This window comes from Pseudomonas oryzihabitans (genome assembly GCF_001518815.1).
GTDB classification, from domain to species: domain Bacteria; phylum Pseudomonadota; class Gammaproteobacteria; order Pseudomonadales; family Pseudomonadaceae; genus Chryseomonas; species Chryseomonas oryzihabitans_E.
This window is the reverse complement of sequence record NZ_CP013987.1, coordinates 2,634,559-2,652,110: the sequence shown is the minus strand read 5'-3', so window position 1 is coordinate 2,652,110 and position 17,552 is coordinate 2,634,559. Positions and strand designations below refer to the sequence as shown.

Genomic DNA, 17,552 nt, shown 5'->3' with positions numbered 1-17,552 from the left:
TCCGCGCAGGCGCCTGGTAGACGCTGCGGCTGCAACGAGCCTGTCATTATCTCTTCTTTTTCAAGAGGTGTCCGCCAAGCGATACGGCTGAACTAACCTCGCGCGCCAGCAATCCTTTTCAGTGCGTCCTTCCCGTCGTGGTGGCCATTCGGCCCACGGCGTCCCGTCATGAAAAGGAGTCGTCAGTGACCGTAGCTGCCCATCATTACCATCCCGTCCGGCCCGGCCCGCTGCATGCGCTGCTGTTGGGCGGCTCTGTGCCGCTGTTTATCGGCGGTCTGCTCAGCGATATCGCCTATTACCAGACCTATCACATCCAGTGGGCCAACTTCGCGGCCTGGCTGATCGCTGGCGCCCTGCTGCTGTCGGGGCTGGCGCTGCTGTTCGCGCTGGTCAATCTGATCCGCGCCGAACGCAAGGGTGGCCGGCCGGCGATCTACTTCCTCCTGCTGTTGCTGGCCTGGGTGCTCGGGCTGGTCAATGCCTTCGAACACGCCAAGGATGCCTGGGCGGTGATGCCTAACGGGCTGATCCTCTCGGTGGTCGTCACGGTGCTGAGCCTGGCGGCTGCCTGGATCGGCCTGTCCAATCTGCGTTCGGAGGTGACCCGATGAGCACGCCAAGAGCCCTGAGCGCCCTCAGTCTGGCCATGTTGCTCGCCGCGTGCGGTGGCGAGGGTGGCGCCGATACCCAGGCCCGAGGTCCCGATCCCAAGCTGCCTGAACCCCAGCGCGGCCTCCTGCCGAGCATGAAGATCGCCGAGCCGGCGGCCTGGGGCGACCGCACGCCTGCCGTTCCCCAAGGCTACAAGATCACCGCCATCGCCACCGACCTGCGCATTCCCCGGCAGATGCTGGTGCTGCCCAACGGCGACATCCTGGTAGCCGAAGGCCGGGGCGGCAATGCGCCCAAGCTCAAGCCCAAGGACGTCATCGCCGGCTACATCAAGGCCAAGGGCAACACCCAGGTGAAGGGTGGCAATCGCCTGACCCTGCTGCGCGACGCCGACGGCGACGGCACCTACGAACTCAAGACGGTATTCGCGGAGAATCTCAACGCCCCCTACGGCCTGGCCTTCGCGAATGGCCGCATCTATGTGGCCAACCAGGATGCCCTGGTGAGCTTTCCCTACCAGGACGGCCAGACCCAGGCCGGTGCCGCGCCGACCAAGGTGGTGGACCTGCCGGCGGCGATCAATCACCACTGGACCAAGTCGCTCGCCGCGAGTCCTGATGGCCGCTACCTCTATGTCGGCATCGGCTCCAACAGCAACGTCGGCGAACGTGGCCTGGACGTCGAGGTGAATCGCGCGGAGATCTGGCAGATCGATGCCGAGAGTGGCGCCCACAAGGCCTATGCCACCGGGGTGCGCAATCCCACGGCGCTGGCCATGCAGCCCGGCAACGGCCAGCTCTGGGCAGTGGCCAACGAGCGTGACGAACTCGGCCCGGACCTGGTGCCCGACTACCTGACCTCGATTCGTGAGGGCGGCTTCTATGGCTGGCCTTACAGCTACTGGGGCCAGAACGCCGATCCGCGGGTCAAGCCGCAGGATCCAGCCAAGGTGGCGGCGGCCATCAAGCCCGATTACAGCCTGGGCTCTCACGTTGCCGCCCTGGGCCTGAGCTTTTCCACCGCGGCGGTGGGCGGGCAGTTCACCGACGGTGTCTTCGTTGGCGAACACGGCAGCTGGAACCGCGACAAGCCGGTGGGTTACCGGGTGGTGTTCGTGCCCTTCAAGGATGGCCGTCCCGCCGGCGAGCCTGTCGATTTCGCCACCGGCTTCTATGGCGAAGACGGCAAGACCCGTGGCCGACCGGTCGGGGTGGCGGTGGATCAGCGGGGTGGCGTCATCATCGCCGACGACCTGGCCAACACCATCTGGCGCGTGACTCGCACCCAGTAAGGCCCTGCCGAGAGACGATCGCGTTGCCGCCCCTGGAGGGGCGGCAACTGCGCTCAACCCATGCGGTGATGCAGATCCCCCAGCACCACCAGGCTGCCCACCACCATCAGCACCAGGATCAGGCTGGTGAACAGCAGCAGATAGAGGTCGTGGCGGTGCGAACGACCCAGGCTGATATGCAGGAAGCAACGCAGGTGCACCAGGATCTGCAGCAAGCCCAGGCCAAAGATGACGCCAAGGGTGGTTCCGCGCGGCAGGCTGGGAAACTGGATGAGGGCGATGGGTATCAGGCTCAACAGCACGGCCAGCGTCAGGCCAGTCACATAGCTCGCCAATTCGCGGCGATAGTCGTCACGCTTCATGGCAACAGCCCCTGCAGGTAGACCACCGACAGGATGGCGACCCAGACGATATCGAGAAAGTGCCAGAACAGCCCCAGGCGCATCAGCCGGGTCTTCACGGACGTATCCAGGCCGAACACCCTCAGTTGCACCAGCATCACCACCAGCCACAGGCAGCCACAGGCGACGTGCACCCCGTGCATGCCCACCAGGGCGAAGAACGCCGACAGGAAGGCACTGCGCTGGGGCAGGGCACCTTTGTCCGCCATACCCAGGAAGTCGTGCAGCTCCAGGCCGAGAAAGACCAGGCCCAGCGCCAGGGTCACCAGCAGCCAGGTCACCAGGGGACGCAGGCGGCCCTCGTGGTATTTCATCGCCAGCGAGGCGAGGCCATAGGTGAAGCTGCTGGCCAGCAGCACCAGGGTCTGCAGGGTCACGCTGCCCAGTTCGAAGACGTCGCGAGCGACTGGCCCCCCGGCGGTGGCGTGCTGCAGCGTCGCATAGATGGCGAACAGCAGCGCGAACACCAGGGCGTCGCTCATCAGGAAAATCCAGAAACCGAACAGCGAGTACTCAGCCTCGGCGTGGGTCGCGTGATCGGTGGCGCCGACGTTGAGACCAGCGTGGTTCATGTCACGCGAACTCATGGCCCCATCTCCGCCAGGCCACGATTGCCCGGGCTGGTTTCCTCGTCGCGCGTGACCGGGCGGGTCGCGGCGACCTCATCCAGCCAGGCTTCATGTTCGCGCCGAACGTCCGCCGCCGAGATCAGTCGCTCGGTATCGCGCTGGAAGCTGCGGGCGATGACCGCCCCCCAGGCCACCAGCAGCCCCAGTACGGCCATCCAGCCGATGTGCCACACCAGGCCGAAGGCACAGGCGAAGCCCGCCGCGCCGACGATGGCCGGGACGGCACTGTTCTTGGGAAGCACCAGATCGGCATAGGTCCGCGGCCGGTCGTAGGCCAGGCCTTGTTCCTTGAGCCAGGTGAAGGGATCCCGGTCGTTGATCGGCAGCGGCACGGCGAAGTTGTACTCCGGCGGCGGCGCGGCGACCGCCCATTCCAGGGTGCGGCCGTTCCAGGGATCACCCGCCGGCACCCGCGCACTGTCGCGGCGACGAATGCTCACCACCAGCTGAATCACCAGGCTGCCCAGGGCGGCCAGCAGCACCACCGCGCCGAGTTCGGCGACCCACAGCAGCGGGGCGAAATCGGGGTTGTGGATGGCTTGGCTGCGCCGCGGCAGACCGGAGACGCCCAGCACATACAGGGGCATGAAGGCGAGGATGAAGCCCAGGCCGAAATTCAGCGCGGCGATGCGGCCCCAGCGTTCGTCGAGGCGGAAGCCGAAGGCCTTGGGAAACCAGAAGTGGTAGCCGGCCAGCATGCCGAACAGCATTCCCGGGATCAGCATGTTGTGGAAGTGGGCGACCAGGTAGACGGTGTTGTGCACCTGGTAGTCCACCGGCGGTGTGGCCAGGGTGATGCCGGTGAGGCCGCCGATCACGAACAGCATGATGAACATCACCGCGTAGATCAGCGGCGTGGTCAGGCGGATGCGACCGCGGAACATGGTTGCCATCCAGTCGTAGATCTTCACCCCGGTGGGAATGCCGATGAGCATGGTGGCGATGCCGAAGGCGGCGTTGATCCTGGGGCTCTGGCCCATGGTGAAGAAGTGGTGCAGCCAGACGGTAAAGGACAACACGGCGATCACCAGGGTGGCCCAGACCAGCGAGTGATAGCCATAGAGACGCTTGGTGGAAAAGGTGGCGAAGACCTCGGAAAACACCCCGAAGGCCGGCAGGATGAGGATGTACACCTCCGGGTGGCCGAACAGCCAGAACAGGTTGATGTAATTCATCAGGTTGCCGCCCTGGGTATTGGTGAAGAAGTGGAAGTCCAGGTAGCGGTCCAGGGCCAGCAGCAGGGTGGCCACGGTCAGCGGCGGCATGGCGAAGATCATCAGGATGCTGGTGCACAGCGCCGTCCAGCTGAACAGCGACATGTGGAACAGGCGCATGCCCGGCGCCCGCTCCTTGTAGAGAGTCACCGCGAAGTTGAGGCCGGTGAGGGTGCTGCCCAGGGAGCTAAGGGTCAGCGCCCAGATCCAGTAGTCCGGGCCGACGCCGGGCTGGTATTCGATGCCGGTATAGGGCGGGTAGCCGCTCCAGCCGCCAGTGGAGAAGCGCCCCAGCACCAGTGAGACCATCACCAGCGCCGCGCCGGCTACCGTCAGCCAGAGGCTGATGGCATTGAGCAGCGGAAAGCGCACGTCGCGGGCGCCGATCTGCAGCGGCATGACGAAGTTGATCAGCCCCGTCAGGAAGGGCATGGCGACGAAGAACACCATGATGGTGCCATGGGTGCTGAACAGCTGCCCGAAGTGTTCCGGCGGCAGATAGCCCGGCGCGTCGATGGCCAGGGCCTGCTGGGTGCGCATCATCACCCCTTCCACCACGCCACGGCTGAACATCGCCAGGGCCAGCACCACATACATGATGCCGATGCGCTTGTGGTCCAGGCTGGTGAACCACTCCTGCCAGAGATAGCGCCATTTGCCGAGCCAGGTGATCACCCCGGCCGTGGCGAGGGCGCCGAGGATCACCACGCTGGCGCCGCAGGTGGCGACCAAGCTGTAGAAGGGCAGGGCGTCGTAGCCCAGGCGGCCGAACAGCAGGTGCCAGAGGGCCGAGGAGTCAGTCATGGGCGGCTCCGGTGAAGGTGTCGCAGGCGGGTACCGGATCCTGGCGATAGCGCGCCAGCACCCAGGCGAAGAGAGCGGGTTGGGTCAGGCGCAGCTCGGCGGCCTGCTCCAGGGTGCCGGGGCGGGCCAGCACCTGGTAATGAGCGCAGTCCAGCGCCTCGCGAGCCTGACCCACCCTTTGGATCCAGGCTTGAAAGTCGGCCTCGCCCAACACCCGGATCGGGAAGTGCTGGTCCTGGAAGCCCTTACCGCTGTACTGAGCATTGCGTCCCTCGAACTGGCCGGGCGCGGGAATCTGCAGATAGCGCTGCGTCTGCATGCCGGCCATGGCATAGATCTGGCCGCCCAGGCGCGGCAACAGCAGCGACTGCATCACCGTATCGCTGGTGAGCTTGAGCTGTACCGGACGGCCCGCCGGCAGGACCAGTTCGTTGACACTGGCGATGCCCTGCTCGGGGTAGAGGAACAGCCACTTCCAGTCCAGGCCGATCACCTGGACCTCCAGCGGCGCCACGCTGGGCGTTGGCGAGCGATAGGGGTCCAGGCTATGGGTCCGGGTCCAGACCAGGAAGGCCAGGGCTACCACGATCAGCGCCGGCACGCCCCAGGCGAAGATGTCCAGCAGCCAGGAGAACTCCCAGCGCGGCCGGTAGGCAGCGCGATCGTTGCCGTGGCGATAGCGCCAGACGATGAGCGGGGTCAGCAGGATCACCGGCAGCACTACCACCAGCGCCAGGCCGACGATCCACTGCAGCAGGTCCCGCTCGCCACTGGCGGCGAGCCCTGCGGGCACGAGGAAACCATGCTGGAGGGGCGAGCAGCCGGCCAGCAGGGTGGCCACGACCAGAGTGGCAGCCAACCGGAATGGCAGGGGCTGCCCACCCTTGAGGGTCGGCAGGCGCAGAGCGGGACGCGGTAATCGCGCGAGGGACATGAGCGGACTCGACCGTAACCAGTTATTGCAGCCAACAGACCATCCGATCAGGGGCGGCGTTCACTGGATACTGGCGCTTGGCCGCCTCGGCTCGGGACGCGATGGCATACAGGACCCGCGCTAGGGCTGTTCGGTCTTCCACTGGCCAAGCAGGATGGCGACGAATTTTTCCGCGGCGGGGGACAGGGAGGCGCCGCGCCGGGACACCAGGCCCAGGGTCCGGGTTACCTCCGGATCGGTAAGGGGCACGCTGACCAGCGTCGGGTGGTCGGCGGCTGGCATGGCCAGGCTGGGCATGGCCGAGACGCCCAGCCCGGCTTCCACCATGCCCAGGGAGGTGGACAGGTGCTGTACCTCATAGAACCACTTGGGACGGATGCCACGGGCGGAGAGGGCATGGTCGAGTAGCACCCGGTTGCCGCTCAGGCGACCTACGCCGATCAGCCGGTGCTCGACCAGTTCGCCCCAGCTGATCGACGGGCGCCCGGCCAGTTCGTGGTCGCGCCGGCAGGCCAGCACGAACTGCTCCTGCACCAGAGGCACGAACTCGATGTCCGGGTGCTGGCCGCTGAGCATGTTGATGCCGAAGTCCGCCTCGCCACGCAGCACGGCTTCCAGACCATCGTTGGCACTGAGGTCCAGTAGGCGGATGCGGATCTTGGGGTATTGCGCGTTGTATTGGCGGATCACCGAGGGCAGGAAGTAGAAGGCCGCGGTGGGGATGCAGGCCAGGGTGACCTGGCCGGTCTGGCGTTCGGCCAGTTCGCGGATGCTGAGGATGGAATCTTCGAAATCATCCAGCAGCCGGCGCGCCTTGGGCAGGAAATCCCGTCCGACACTGGTGAGGCCGACGCGACGAGTGGTGCGTTCGAGCAGGGGCGTGCCCAGACCGTCTTCCAGCTTCTTGATGCGCCGACTCAGGGCTGGCTGCGACAGGTGCAGGGCATCGGCCGCTTCATGGAAGCTGCCCAGTTCGGCGATCTTCACGAAAGATCGAATGTCTTGCAGCTCGTAGTCCATGAATTACCTGTCTCTCGAATCCGGCTTTATTGATTATCCAAGTGGAATAATAGCGACGATATTTGCATTGGATAGATTTATCTGCGGCTGCCAATCTTGCCCCTAGAACATCAATAAACGCTATTGATCAACAAGAGACAGCAGTCATGCAACGTATTCCCTGCGTTCTCATGCGCGGTGGCACCTCCAAGGGGCCCTTCTTCCACGCCAGCGACCTGCCCAGCGATCCCGCGCTACGCGACGAGATGCTGATCGACCTCATGGGCGCCGGCCACGAGCTGGAAATCGACGGCATCGGGGGTGGCAGTCCCCAGACCAGCAAGGTCGCCATCATCAGCCCGTCCAGCCATGCCGATGCCGACGTGGATTACCTCTTCGTTCAGGTGATGGTCGCCGACCGCCGTGTCGATACCGCGCCTAACTGCGGCAACATGCTCTGCGCCGTGGGTCCTTTCGCCGTGGAGCAGGGCCTGGTCGCCGCCAGAGACGGCAAGACCCTGGTGCGTATCCGCAACCTCAACACCGACAGCTTCGTCGACGCCCTGGTGCACACGCCCGGCGGCGTGGTGCGCTACGAAGGCGATACCGCCATCGACGGCGTGCCCGGCACCGCGGCACCGGTCCAACTGACCTTTCTCGACGCCGTGGGCAGCAAGACCGGCAAGCTGTTTCCCACGGGCCAGGCCACCGATGTCTTCGACGGGGTGCCGGTGACCTGCATCGATATGGCCATGCCGATGATGATCGTCGACGCCCGCCACCTGGGTGTGACCGGCAGCGAGCGCCCGGCCGAGCTGGACGCCGACACCGGGCTGCTGGCGCGGCTGGAAGCCCTGCGGCTGCAGGCCGGCCGGGCCATGGGCCTGGGCGATGTCAGCGGCAAGGTGATCCCCAAGCCGGTGCTGATTTCCCTGCCTCAGCACAGCGGCACCCTGCAGGTCCGCTACTTCATGCCGCACAGCTGCCACCGGGCGCTGGCCATCACCGGCTCCATCGGCCTGGCCACCGCCTGCGTCACCCCGGAAACGGTGGTGATGGCGCTGCTCGGAGCCGGCGCCGAAACCCTCACCGACGTTCGCCTGGAGCATCCCAGCGGCGGTATCGACGTGGTGCTGTCGCGCGGCGGCGCTGACGGCACTACCATCCAGGCCTCGGTCGTCCGGACCGCGCGCCGCCTGTTCGCCGGCCATGTCTACGCGCCCGTCGCGCGGAGGCTCGCCGGCTAACGCGATATCCCCCAACCACCAGCGCATCCGCACAACTTCAATAAACGGTGATGCCCCATGAAACTTGCCAAATCGCTGTACTTCCAGATCCTCTGCGCCGTGGTCCTCGGGGTGCTGGTCGGTCACTTCTGGGCGCAACAGGCCGTTGCGCTCAAGCCTCTGGGTGACGCCTTCATCAAGCTGATCAAGATGATGATCGCCCCGGTGGTGTTCTGCACCATCGTCACCGGCATCGCCGGCATGACCGACAAGAGCAGCCTGGGTCGGCTGATGGGCAAGACGCTCCTGCTGTTCCTGGTGCTCACCGTCATCAGCCTGTTCATCGGCCTCGGCGCGGTCTATCTGTTCCAGCCCGGTGTGGGCATGAACATCGATCCCGCGACCCTGAGCACCGCCAGCATCGCCCAGTACACGGCGTCGGCGGCCAAGCTCAGCGTGGTGGACTTCTTCATGCACATCATCCCGGACACCTTCATGGGGGCGTTCAACAAGGGTGAGGTACTGCCGGTGCTGTTCATCGCCGTGCTCTGCGGTTTCGCCCTGTCCTCCATGGGGGACCGCGGCCGGCCGGTGCTGAACGTGCTGGAGTCGGCCTCCCAGATGGTCTTCAGGATCTTCGGCTACCTGATGCGCTTCGCCCCGATCGGCGCCTTCGGCGCCCTGGCCTTTACCGTCGGCCAGTACGGCATCACCTCGCTGGGCTCCCTGGCCAAGTTGATCGCCACCCTCTATATCGCCTGCGCCTTCTTCGTCTTCGTGGTGCTGGGCGCCCTGTGCCGCTCGCGGGGCTTCAGCCTGTGGAAACTCCTGCGTTACTTCCGGGAGGAATTCCTGGTGGTGCTGGGCACCTCGTCCACTGAGCCGGTGCTGCCGCGCATGCTGCAGAAGCTCGAAGGTCTGGGCTGCAAGAAGGGCGTGGTCGGTCTGGTGCTGCCCACTGGCTATTCCTTCAACCTGGACGGCACCGCCATCTACCTGTCGCTGGCCGCCGTCTTCATCGCCCAGGCCTGCAACATCGACCTGACCATCGGCCAGACCCTGACCATGCTGGCGATCATGCTGCTGTCCTCCAAGGGCGCAGCCGGCGTGACCGGCAGCGGCTTCGTCGCCCTGGCCTCGACCCTCACCGTGATCCATGACATCCCCCTGGCGGGACTCGCGCTGCTCATCGGGATCGACAGATTCATGTCCGAAGCCCGCGCGCTGACCAGCCTGGCGAGTAACGCCGTGGCCACCGTGGTGATCTCGCTGTCCGAAGGTGCCTGCGATCGGGAGCGGCTGTTACGCGCCCTGGCCAGCGGCAAGGCCGAACCCCAGGCAATGCCCGACGCCGTCGAGTGGACCGTACCGGACGTCCGTCCCCACGCCTGATCGCGCCAACGCCTCTCCTGCTGTAGCCCCACCTCCGCGTCGTCAGCTGGCCGGAGGAGGGGATCGGCTGGCCTGCGTTTGGCCAGGCACACAACAAGAACAAGGGATATGCCTATGCTCGCGCTTCTCGGTCTGATCATGGTGGTGACCTTCACCTACCTGATCATGAGCAAACGTTTGTCGCCCATCGTGGCGCTCACCGTGGTGCCCATCGTTTTCGCCCTCATCGGTGGCTTCGCCCCCACCACCGGCAAGATGATGCTCGACGGCCTCAAGATGGTGGCGCCCTCGGCGGCGCTGCTGCTGTTCGCCATCCTCTTCTTCGGCCTGATGATCGATGCCGGCCTGTTCGATCCCCTGATCCGCAAGATCCTCAAGCGCGTCAACGGTGATCCGGTGAAGATCGCCATCGGCACCGCGCTGCTCTCGCTGCTGGTCGCTTTGGACGGCGACGGTACCACCACCTACATGATCACCTGCGCCGCCATGTTGCCGCTGTACAAGCGGATCGGCATGAATCCCATGGTGCTGGCGACGGTGTCCATGCTCTCCCTGAGCATCATGAGCGGCATGAGTCCCTGGGGTGGCCCTGCCACCCGCGCCATCGCCGCGCTGGGCCTGGACGCCACCGCCTACTTCATCCCCCTGTTGCCCACGGTGATTGGCGGGGCGGCCTGGGTGGTGTTCACCGCCTTCCTGCTCGGTCGCCGCGAGCGCGCCCGCATCGGCAACGTCAGCCTGGAAAGTGGTGGGGCGGCCGGTGGCAGGTGCTATATCGAGGAGATCCTCGGCGACTCGCCGAACAAGCGCCCCCGCCTGGCCTACGTCAACCTGGTGCTGGTGATCCTGGTGATGACCGCCCTGGTCATGGGCGTGATGCATGCCGCCATTCTCTTCATGATCGGCTTCGTGCTGGCGCTGATGATCAACTACCCGCAGCTGGAGCTGCAGAAGGAGCGCATCCTGGCGCACTCCGGCAATGCCATGACCGTGGTGCTGCTGGTGTTCGCCGCAGGCATCTTCGCCGGCATCTTTTCCGGCACCAAGATGGTCGACGCCCTGGCCCAGACCTTGGTCGACTGGATCCCGCCGGCCTGGGGCCACTGGTTCCCGCTGGTGGTGGCCATCACCAGCATGCCGCTGACCTTCGTGCTGTCCAACGATGCCTACTACTTCGGGGTGGTGCCCATCCTGGCCAATGCCGCCGCGGCCTACGGCATCGACCCGGTGGAGATCGCCCGCGCCTCGGTGCTGGGCCAGCCGGTGCACCTGATGAGTCCGCTGGTGGCCTCCACCCTGTTGCTGGTGGGCATGGTCGACCGCGACATCGGTGACTTCCAGAAGGCCACTGTCAAATGGGCGGTGCTGACCTCCCTGGTCATCACCGCCCTCGCGCTGCTCACAGGCGCCATTTCGTTCTTCGTCTGACGCCGGCGGCCTGGCGATTACGGCTGGGCGGGAACCGGCTTGAGGCCGCTGTCCTCGATGGCCTTGGCGGCGTCTTTCGAGGCCAGGTACTGGAGCAGGGCGCGAGCGGCCTCGGGGTGCTGACTCTTGCTGACCATGGCGCCGGAGTAGAGGGTCATCTTCTGCGCCTGGTCGGGGATCAGGCCGACGATGTCGATGCCTGACACCGCCTTCAGCTCGCTCAACTGCTGGAAGCCCAGCTGCGCTTCGCCACGGGCTACCACGGCGCCCACGGGTTCGGCGGGAATCATGCGTGCCTTGGCCATGAAGCTCTTGTCCAGCTGCATGCGCGGGAAGAGGATGCGCGACAGGTAGACGCCGCTGGCGCTGTCGGAATAGGCCACCGACTGGGCCTTCTCCAGGGTCTGCTTGAAGGCGTCCATGTTCGAGATGTCCGGCTTGGGTGCGCCCTGGCGCACTGCCATGGCGATAAAGGACTGGCCCAGGTCGACGCGGCTGTCCTTGGCCACCTGGCCACTGGCGACCAGCTTGTCCAGCGCCGAACCCACCATCAGCACCACGTCGGCCGGCTCATTGCGTGCCAGGCGATTGGGAATGGCCTGGGGCGTATCACCCATGGATGGCGCGGCGGCGATGTCCAGCTTGACCCCAGTGGCCTTTTCATAGGCCGGGGCGACCTCGCGGATGGTGCCCATGATGCCGCCCGAGCTCAGCACCGTGAGGGTGGTGACGGGTTGCGCGGCCAGCAGCGGGGTGGAAGCCAGCAGCAGGGCGCCGAGGGCAAGGGTGGGCAAACGTGGAAACATGAGGATGACTCCGATAGGAAAGAACGGACGATAGACCGCGGGCGTGCGCGGAGCGCGTTAGTCCGGATGAAGAAAAATTTAATTTATTACCCTGGAGGTTTTCCCTAGGCTGTGCGGTCCGCCAGACCGGGCGCCAGATCCAGAGGCCATCATGACCCAGGCTTTGGTCATCGAAGACGACGAGGTGACCGCCCACGCCATCGCCAGCGAATTGCAGGCCCAGCACTACCAGGTACGCTGGGAAAGCACCGGCCGCGACGGTCTCGCCGCGGCCATTGCCGGCGGCCACGACATCATCACCCTCGACCGCATGCTACCGGACTTCGATGGCCTGACCATCGTCAGCACCCTGCGGGGTCTTGGCATCGCTACCCCCGTGCTCATGCTCAGCGCCCTGTCCGATGTCGACGAACGCGTCCGCGGCCTGAGATGCGGCGGTGACGACTACCTGACCAAGCCGTTTTCCCTGGTGGAAATGATGGCCCGGCTGGAGGCGCTGTTGCGGCGGCCGGCCGTGTCATCCGCCAGTCACCAGCTGCGGGTCGGCGAGCTGACCCTGGATTTGATCGAGAACACCCTGACCCGCGCCGGAGAGGCCATCGCCCTGTTGCCCACCGAATTCAAGATCCTCACCTACCTGATGCGCAACGCGGGCCAGCTGGTCACCCGCACCATGCTCTTCGAGCAGGTCTGGGGCTATCACTTCGATCCGGGCACCAACATCATCGATGTGCACATGGGCCGCCTGCGACGCAAGATCGAGGGGGCAGGGCGGCCACTGGTGCACACGGTACGCGGGGCCGGCTATGTCCTCGTCGCCCAGGACTAGACGATGGCGCTCGGGCAGCAGTCGCCTGCTGGCCCTCTATGCGCTGTTCTTTGCCGCCTGGGGGGCGGTCTTCACCGGGGTGCTCTACTGGCAGATCTCCAACTACCTCGGCGCCGTGGCGGAACGCACCCTGCTGCAACGGGCGCACTACTACCGCAAGGTCGCCGACCGTGACCTGCTGGGTGAGCTGCAGGCCAGTGAGGTCTTTTCCATGCCCGGCATCGACGCCTACGGCCTGTTCGAGGCCGATGGTCGCTATATCGCCGGCAACCTGGTGAAGCTCCTGCGCAACCTGCCGGACGACGGCCAGGTGCACTATCTGCAGCGCGGCCTCAGGACCACCGATGCCCTGGACGAAACGCGTAGCAGCCACGCCTTCCTGCAGCGCCGCGCGGACGGCCGCATCCTGGTGCTGGCGCGCGATGGCGGCTCGATCTCGGCGGTAGGCGGCATCATCGGCCAGGCGCTGTTCTGGGGGCTGTCGCTGACCCTGATACCCGGCCTGGTGGGCTGGCACCTATTGCGGCGGCGCCCGCTACGACGGGTGGAACGGCTGCAGCGCAGCCTGGAACGGATCGTCGCCGGTCATCTGGAGGAGCGCCTGCCGCTGTCGTCTCGGCATGACGAGCTGGACATGCTGGCCGATGCGGTCAACACCACCCTGGCCCAGCTGGAGCGTTCGATGCACGAGGTGAAAGGGGTCTGCGACGGCATCGCCCATGACCTGCGCACCCCACTGACGCGATTGCGGGCGCGACTGCACCAATTGCAGCAGCTGCCGTTGGCGGCGCCTCAGGCCGACAGCCTGGGCGAGGCACTGGCCGAGACCGAGGCCATCATGTCGCGCTTCCAGGGCCTGCTGCGCATCTCCGAACTGGAGGACACCCGCCGCCGCATGGCCTTCGCCCCTCTGGACCTGGCCGCGCTGCTGCGCCAGGCCCACGACTTCTACGAGCCCCTGGCTCAGGAAAAGGCCCAGACCTTGAGTCTGGAACTGGGCGAGGCGTTGCCGGAGGTGCAGGGCGACGCCGAGTTGCTGTTCGAGGCGCTGGTCAATCTGCTGGACAACGCCCTCAAGTTCGCCCCCGAGGGTGGCCAGGTGCGCCTGGTAGCACGCGGGGTCGGCACCGCGGTGCGCATCGAGGTGATCGACGACGGCCCCGGCATTCCCGAAGCCGAGCGGGAGAGCGTGCTGCGCCGGCTCTATCGCGGCGATGCCAGTCGCCAGCAGCCAGGCTACGGTCTAGGCCTGTCGCTGGTGGCGGCCATCGTCCGGCTGCACGGGTTCCACCTGAGCATCGCGGCGGCTGAGCCGGTGGGCGCTAGGGTGGTCATCGCCACCGCCGACTGAACGTCGGCGGTGGGGCCTTCCTAAATTTTTCTTCACTTTCCTTCATTTGAGACCGAGGCAGGGCTTGCCTAGGGTGGCGACCCCTCCTGCCGATCCGGATTTGCCGCTCGTGAAACGCCCCTTGCTCTTTCTCGGCCTCGCCGCCCTGGGTCTCACCTGGCTCGGCCAGGTCGAGGCTGCGCCTACCGCCTCCGTCCTGATTCCCTCGCCACCCCAGCTCTCGGCCAAGGCCTGGGTGCTGATGGATGCCACCACCGGCCAGGTGATCGCCGAGGAGGACGCCCATGAGCACCTGCCACCCGCCAGCCTGACCAAGCTGATGACCGTCTATGTGGCGACCCGCGATATCCAGGCCGGCCAGCTCAAGGCCGACGACAAGGTCACCGTCAGCGAGCACGCCTGGCGGACCGAGGGCTCGCGGATGTTTCTCGATCCGCGCACCCCGGTGTCGGTGCACGATCTCCTGCAGGGCATCGTCATCGATTCGGGTAACGACGCCAGCGTGGCGCTGGCCGAACATATCGCCGGCAGCAACGACAGCTTCGCCAGCCTGATGAACGCCACTGCCCAGCGCCTCGGCCTGCACGACAGCCATTTCATGAATCCCACCGGGCTGCCCAATCCCGAGCACTTTTCCTCGCCCTACGACATGGCGCTGCTGGCCCGCGCCATCATCCAGGACGAGTCGGCCTACTATGAGCTCTACGCCAAGAAGTACTTCACCTGGAACGGCATCCGCCAGCCCAATCGCAATCTGCTGCTCTGGCGCGATCACAGCGTGGACGGCCTCAAGACCGGCCACACCGAGGCCGCTGGCTATTGCATGGTGACCTCGGCACTGCGCGACGGGCGCCGGCTGATCACCGCGGTGTTCGGTTCCAATTCGATCAACAATCGTGCCGCCGATACCCAGAAGCTGCTGACCTATGGTTTTCGCTTCTTCGACAACCTGACCGTCGACAAGGCCGGCGCGACCCTGGGTACCCCGGCGGTCTGGGAGGGGGATCGTTCCAGCGTGCCGGTGGGCGTGACTCAGGACGTGGTCCTTACCCATCCCAAGGGCCAGCAGCCCCCACAGCACCGCCTGGTGCTGAACGAGCCGCTGGTGGCACCCATCGCCCAGGGCGCGGTGGTGGGGCAACTGGAGCTGCTGGATGGCGAGCGAGTCCTGCAGACCCGCCCGCTGGTAGCCCTGGAGGCGGTGGAGCAGGGCGGCTGGTGGTCACGCTGGCCCCAGCACCTCTATCGTCTGGTGCTGCACTGGTTCGGCCGGGTCTGACACTCGGGGGCGGACTCAGGCCTGGTGCTGCAGGTGCTCGCGCAGGAAGGCATTGGTCCGCGCCAGGGTCCAGCGCACCCCTGGCAGCACGCCGAGCATCTCGATGAAGCCATGGATCATGCCCGGCAGTTCGTGGTACTCCACGGCGTTACCGGTTCCGATCAGCGCCTGGGCATAGAGGCGGGCGTCGTCGCGCAGGGCATCGCATTCGGCAGCAAAGATCAGTGCTGGCGGCAGATTGGTGTGGGAGGAGGCATAGAGCGGTGACACCCGCGGATCGCGGGTATCCACGTCCTGCAGGTACATGCCGGAGAAGTAGTCCATCATCGGCCGGGTCAGCGGCGGGACCTGGGCATTCTCGATCCGTGAGGGGTGATTCCAGGCCTCGGGGGTGTTGTCGACCCCGGGATAGATCAGCACCTGGGCCCTGAGCGTGAGGGGGCCTTCGCGCAGGTGCAGGGCGGCCATGGCGGCCAGGCCACCGCCGGCGCTGTCGCCGGCTACGGCGACGCGGTCGAGATCGAGGTGGAAGGCGCTGCCGGCGTCGGCCAGCCAGTGCAGGACGGCCAGGACATCATCGGGACTGGCCGGCGCCGGATGTTCCGGGGCGAGGGCATAGTGCACCGCCAGCACCGCGCAGTCGGTGCCCAGGGCAATCTGTCGGCAGAGCGAATCATGGCTGTCCAGGTCGCCGATCACCCAGCCGCCCCCATGCAAATAGACCACCAGCGGGCGCAGCCGGTCGTCTTCCGCATAGGGTCGATAGAGGCGCAGCGGGATGGGCCCCAGGGGACCGGGTGCGCTCAGCGCCTCGACCCGCGCCACCGGGGCCGGCGGCAGACCAAGTGCGCGACTCATCTGCACATAGGCGGCGCGCGCGTCCTGCGGCGTGAGGCTGTCCATTGGCGGCTGCGGCTGGGCCGCCAACTGCGCCAGCAGCTGGGCAACTTCCGGGGTGAGGCGCGCGAAGGCGTCTGGCATGGGGCTTCTCCTGAATGTCGGGGCGCCAGGGTGGACGCCGAGTCGCTGCCAGCCTCGCCGGCAGGCGCGGACCGGTCTATCGATCAGATGAACGATGGTCGCCCGTCAGGGACCTCCGCTATCACGCGGCCGTTGCGCTGGCATGCGGGTAGCAGAGGGCTCCCTATCCTGCATCTGAACGATAGGCGCGCCGCCCCGCTACGGTAAACTCGGACCCCAAGCCGAGCCCTCCTGGGGCCGGCGTTCTACCCAAGACAATCACAACAATGGGGGTAGCATGGCTCAGTCAGCCGCCGTTTCCTGCAGTGTGCCCGCCGAGGTGGTCGCCCGCTTCAGCGAGGTCGTCCTGGCCCTGCAGTCCCGTCTGCGCGGCGGGGCCATCACCGAGTTCCATGCCCAGGCCCTGGAGCAACTGCGGCGCCTGGTCGCCTTCGACAAGGCCTGGTGGGGCAACTCCACCTGGCGTGACGGGGTGCCGGTGGCGCACAGCGCCTTCCTGCTGGGGCTGCCCAGCGCCTATACCCGGGAATGGGACGCCCTCAAGGCCGACGATCACGACCTCGGCGAGCTGCACCAGGAGCAGGGGCGCTGCCAGGTGTTCGACTGCCATGACGCAACGGCCTCGCCGGCGCTGGCTGCCCTGGGGCAACGTCATGGTCTGGCCCAGGGCCTGCGCATCGTGCTGACCGACGACCAGACCCGCCTGGGTGTGCACCTGACCTTGTTCCGCGCTACCCCCTTCACCGCCCTGGAATGCCAACTGGTGGAATGGCTGATGCCGCACCTGCTGCACGCCGAGCGCGAGAGTTGCCTGCGCACCCTGGCGACCCTGAGGGACAGCGGCGGCAGCTTCGACGAACTGGCCCTGGCGGTGTGCGATCGCTACGGCGTGCTGCTGTCCATGGAGCCGGGTTTCGCCGCCTTGCTGGCAGCGGAATGGGAGGGCTGGCAGGGCAACCGGCTGCCACCCGCCTGTGCACCCCAGCACAGCTACCAGGGCCGGACCCTGCAGCTGGACGCCCAGCCGCTGGGCGACCTTTTGCTGCTCAAGGCGCGCCGGCGCAGTTCGGCGGAGCGGCTCAGCGCCCGCGAACTGGAAGTGGCCCAGTGTTTCGCCCTGGGCCAGACCTACAAGGAAGTCGCCCGCACCCTGGGTATGGCACCGGCCACGGTGCGTCATCACCTGAGGCGGATCTACGAAAAGCTCGGCGTCAATCGCAAGGCGCAGATCGCCCAGCAGGTCGCTGCCGCGCCGGACTGATCCCACCCCCGTTCTGACCCTTTCGCCAAGACCGGGCGCCCCGCGCGCCTGGTGAGGCCTCGCTCGCCCGCTCGAACGTCTTGAGGAACCTTTGCCATGCCTTCGCCCGGAG

The 17,552-nt window shown here is 66.3% G+C and carries 16 protein-coding genes; 9 read left to right on the top strand and 7 right to left on the bottom strand.

The features are described 5' to 3' along the window. The first annotated feature begins 185 nt into the window (after positions 1-185). Both APT59_RS12275 and APT59_RS12270 read left to right on the top strand, forming a co-directional pair. Positions 186-614 carry a DUF2231 domain-containing protein gene (locus APT59_RS12275; protein ID WP_059315100.1) on the top strand — a complete coding sequence of 143 codons (429 nt, stop codon included), beginning with the start codon at positions 186-188 and terminating at the stop codon, positions 612-614. Then, on the top strand, positions 611-1,906 hold the full coding sequence (locus APT59_RS12270; RefSeq protein ID WP_059315099.1) for a PQQ-dependent sugar dehydrogenase: 1,296 nt from the start codon (positions 611-613) through the stop codon (positions 1,904-1,906). Before APT59_RS12275 ends, APT59_RS12270 begins: the two co-directional genes overlap by 4 nt. Positions 1,907-1,959: 53 nt before the next feature. Here the strand turns inward: APT59_RS12270 and APT59_RS12265 are convergent, their stop codons facing one another. The 5 genes from APT59_RS12265 to APT59_RS12245 all read right to left on the bottom strand — a co-directional run bounded on the left by APT59_RS12265 (position 1,960) and on the right by APT59_RS12245 (position 6,908). Then, positions 1,960-2,268, bottom strand: coding sequence for a cytochrome o ubiquinol oxidase subunit IV (locus APT59_RS12265; RefSeq protein WP_059315098.1), 309 nt, complete (start codon positions 2,266-2,268; stop codon positions 1,960-1,962). Then, positions 2,265-2,894, bottom strand: coding sequence for a cytochrome c oxidase subunit 3 (locus APT59_RS12260; protein ID WP_059315097.1), 630 nt, complete (start codon positions 2,892-2,894; stop codon positions 2,265-2,267). Before APT59_RS12260 ends, APT59_RS12265 begins: the two co-directional genes overlap by 4 nt. Then, positions 2,891-4,954, bottom strand: a complete 2,064-nt coding sequence (locus tag APT59_RS12255) for a cbb3-type cytochrome c oxidase subunit I (RefSeq protein WP_082696344.1) — start codon at positions 4,952-4,954, stop codon at positions 2,891-2,893. The genes APT59_RS12260 and APT59_RS12255 overlap by 4 nt, the downstream gene beginning before the upstream one ends. Beyond that, entirely contained in the window at positions 4,947-5,888 is a 942-nt protein-coding gene (locus APT59_RS12250) for a hypothetical protein (RefSeq protein ID WP_059315096.1), read from the bottom strand. Before APT59_RS12250 ends, APT59_RS12255 begins: the two co-directional genes overlap by 8 nt. A 120-nt stretch (positions 5,889-6,008) precedes the next feature. After that, positions 6,009-6,908 carry a LysR family transcriptional regulator gene (locus APT59_RS12245; RefSeq protein ID WP_059315095.1) on the bottom strand — a complete coding sequence of 300 codons (900 nt, stop codon included), beginning with the start codon at positions 6,906-6,908 and terminating at the stop codon, positions 6,009-6,011. Between the two features lie 146 nt (positions 6,909-7,054). Between APT59_RS12245 and APT59_RS12240 the strand changes: the two genes are divergently transcribed. The 3 genes from APT59_RS12240 to APT59_RS12230 all read left to right on the top strand — a co-directional run bounded on the left by APT59_RS12240 (position 7,055) and on the right by APT59_RS12230 (position 10,933). Then, positions 7,055-8,134 (top strand): 4-oxalomesaconate tautomerase, encoded by a 1,080-nt coding sequence (locus APT59_RS12240; RefSeq protein WP_082696343.1) that lies wholly within the window; start codon positions 7,055-7,057, stop codon positions 8,132-8,134. A 57-nt stretch (positions 8,135-8,191) separates the two neighbouring features. Then, the gene (dctA, locus tag APT59_RS12235) at positions 8,192-9,505 is read left to right on the top strand and encodes a C4-dicarboxylate transporter DctA (RefSeq protein ID WP_059315093.1); all 1,314 of its coding nucleotides are present in this window, start codon (positions 8,192-8,194) and stop codon (positions 9,503-9,505) included. Between the two features lie 114 nt (positions 9,506-9,619). After that, entirely contained in the window at positions 9,620-10,933 is a 1,314-nt protein-coding gene (locus tag APT59_RS12230; RefSeq protein WP_059315092.1) for a CitMHS family transporter, read from the top strand. 17 nt (positions 10,934-10,950) lie between these two features. Here the strand turns inward: APT59_RS12230 and APT59_RS12225 are convergent, their stop codons facing one another. Then, positions 10,951-11,739, bottom strand: a complete 789-nt coding sequence (locus APT59_RS12225; protein WP_059315091.1) for an extracellular solute-binding protein — start codon at positions 11,737-11,739, stop codon at positions 10,951-10,953. 151 nt (positions 11,740-11,890) lie between these two features. Here APT59_RS12225 and APT59_RS12220 point away from each other — a divergent pair, with 151 nt between their 5' ends. The 3 genes from APT59_RS12220 to APT59_RS12210 all read left to right on the top strand — a co-directional run bounded on the left by APT59_RS12220 (position 11,891) and on the right by APT59_RS12210 (position 15,198). Then, the gene (locus APT59_RS12220; RefSeq protein WP_059315090.1) at positions 11,891-12,568 is read left to right on the top strand and encodes a response regulator transcription factor; all 678 of its coding nucleotides are present in this window, start codon (positions 11,891-11,893) and stop codon (positions 12,566-12,568) included. After that, the gene (locus APT59_RS12215) at positions 12,546-13,919 is read left to right on the top strand and encodes a sensor histidine kinase (RefSeq protein WP_059315089.1); all 1,374 of its coding nucleotides are present in this window, start codon (positions 12,546-12,548) and stop codon (positions 13,917-13,919) included. Before APT59_RS12220 ends, APT59_RS12215 begins: the two co-directional genes overlap by 23 nt. 121 nt (positions 13,920-14,040) lie before the next feature. Continuing rightward, positions 14,041-15,198 (top strand): D-alanyl-D-alanine carboxypeptidase family protein, encoded by a 1,158-nt coding sequence (locus APT59_RS12210; RefSeq protein ID WP_059316893.1) that lies wholly within the window; start codon positions 14,041-14,043, stop codon positions 15,196-15,198. A gap of 15 nt (positions 15,199-15,213) precedes the next feature. On the opposite strand, the gene APT59_RS12205 is transcribed toward APT59_RS12210, so the two are convergent. Continuing rightward, positions 15,214-16,179 (bottom strand): alpha/beta hydrolase, encoded by a 966-nt coding sequence (locus APT59_RS12205; protein WP_059315088.1) that lies wholly within the window; start codon positions 16,177-16,179, stop codon positions 15,214-15,216. A gap of 277 nt (positions 16,180-16,456) precedes the next feature. Between APT59_RS12205 and APT59_RS12200 the strand changes: the two genes are divergently transcribed. Continuing rightward, positions 16,457-17,440 carry a helix-turn-helix transcriptional regulator gene (locus APT59_RS12200; protein WP_059315087.1) on the top strand — a complete coding sequence of 328 codons (984 nt, stop codon included), beginning with the start codon at positions 16,457-16,459 and terminating at the stop codon, positions 17,438-17,440. The last annotated feature ends 112 nt before the right edge of the window (positions 17,441-17,552 follow it).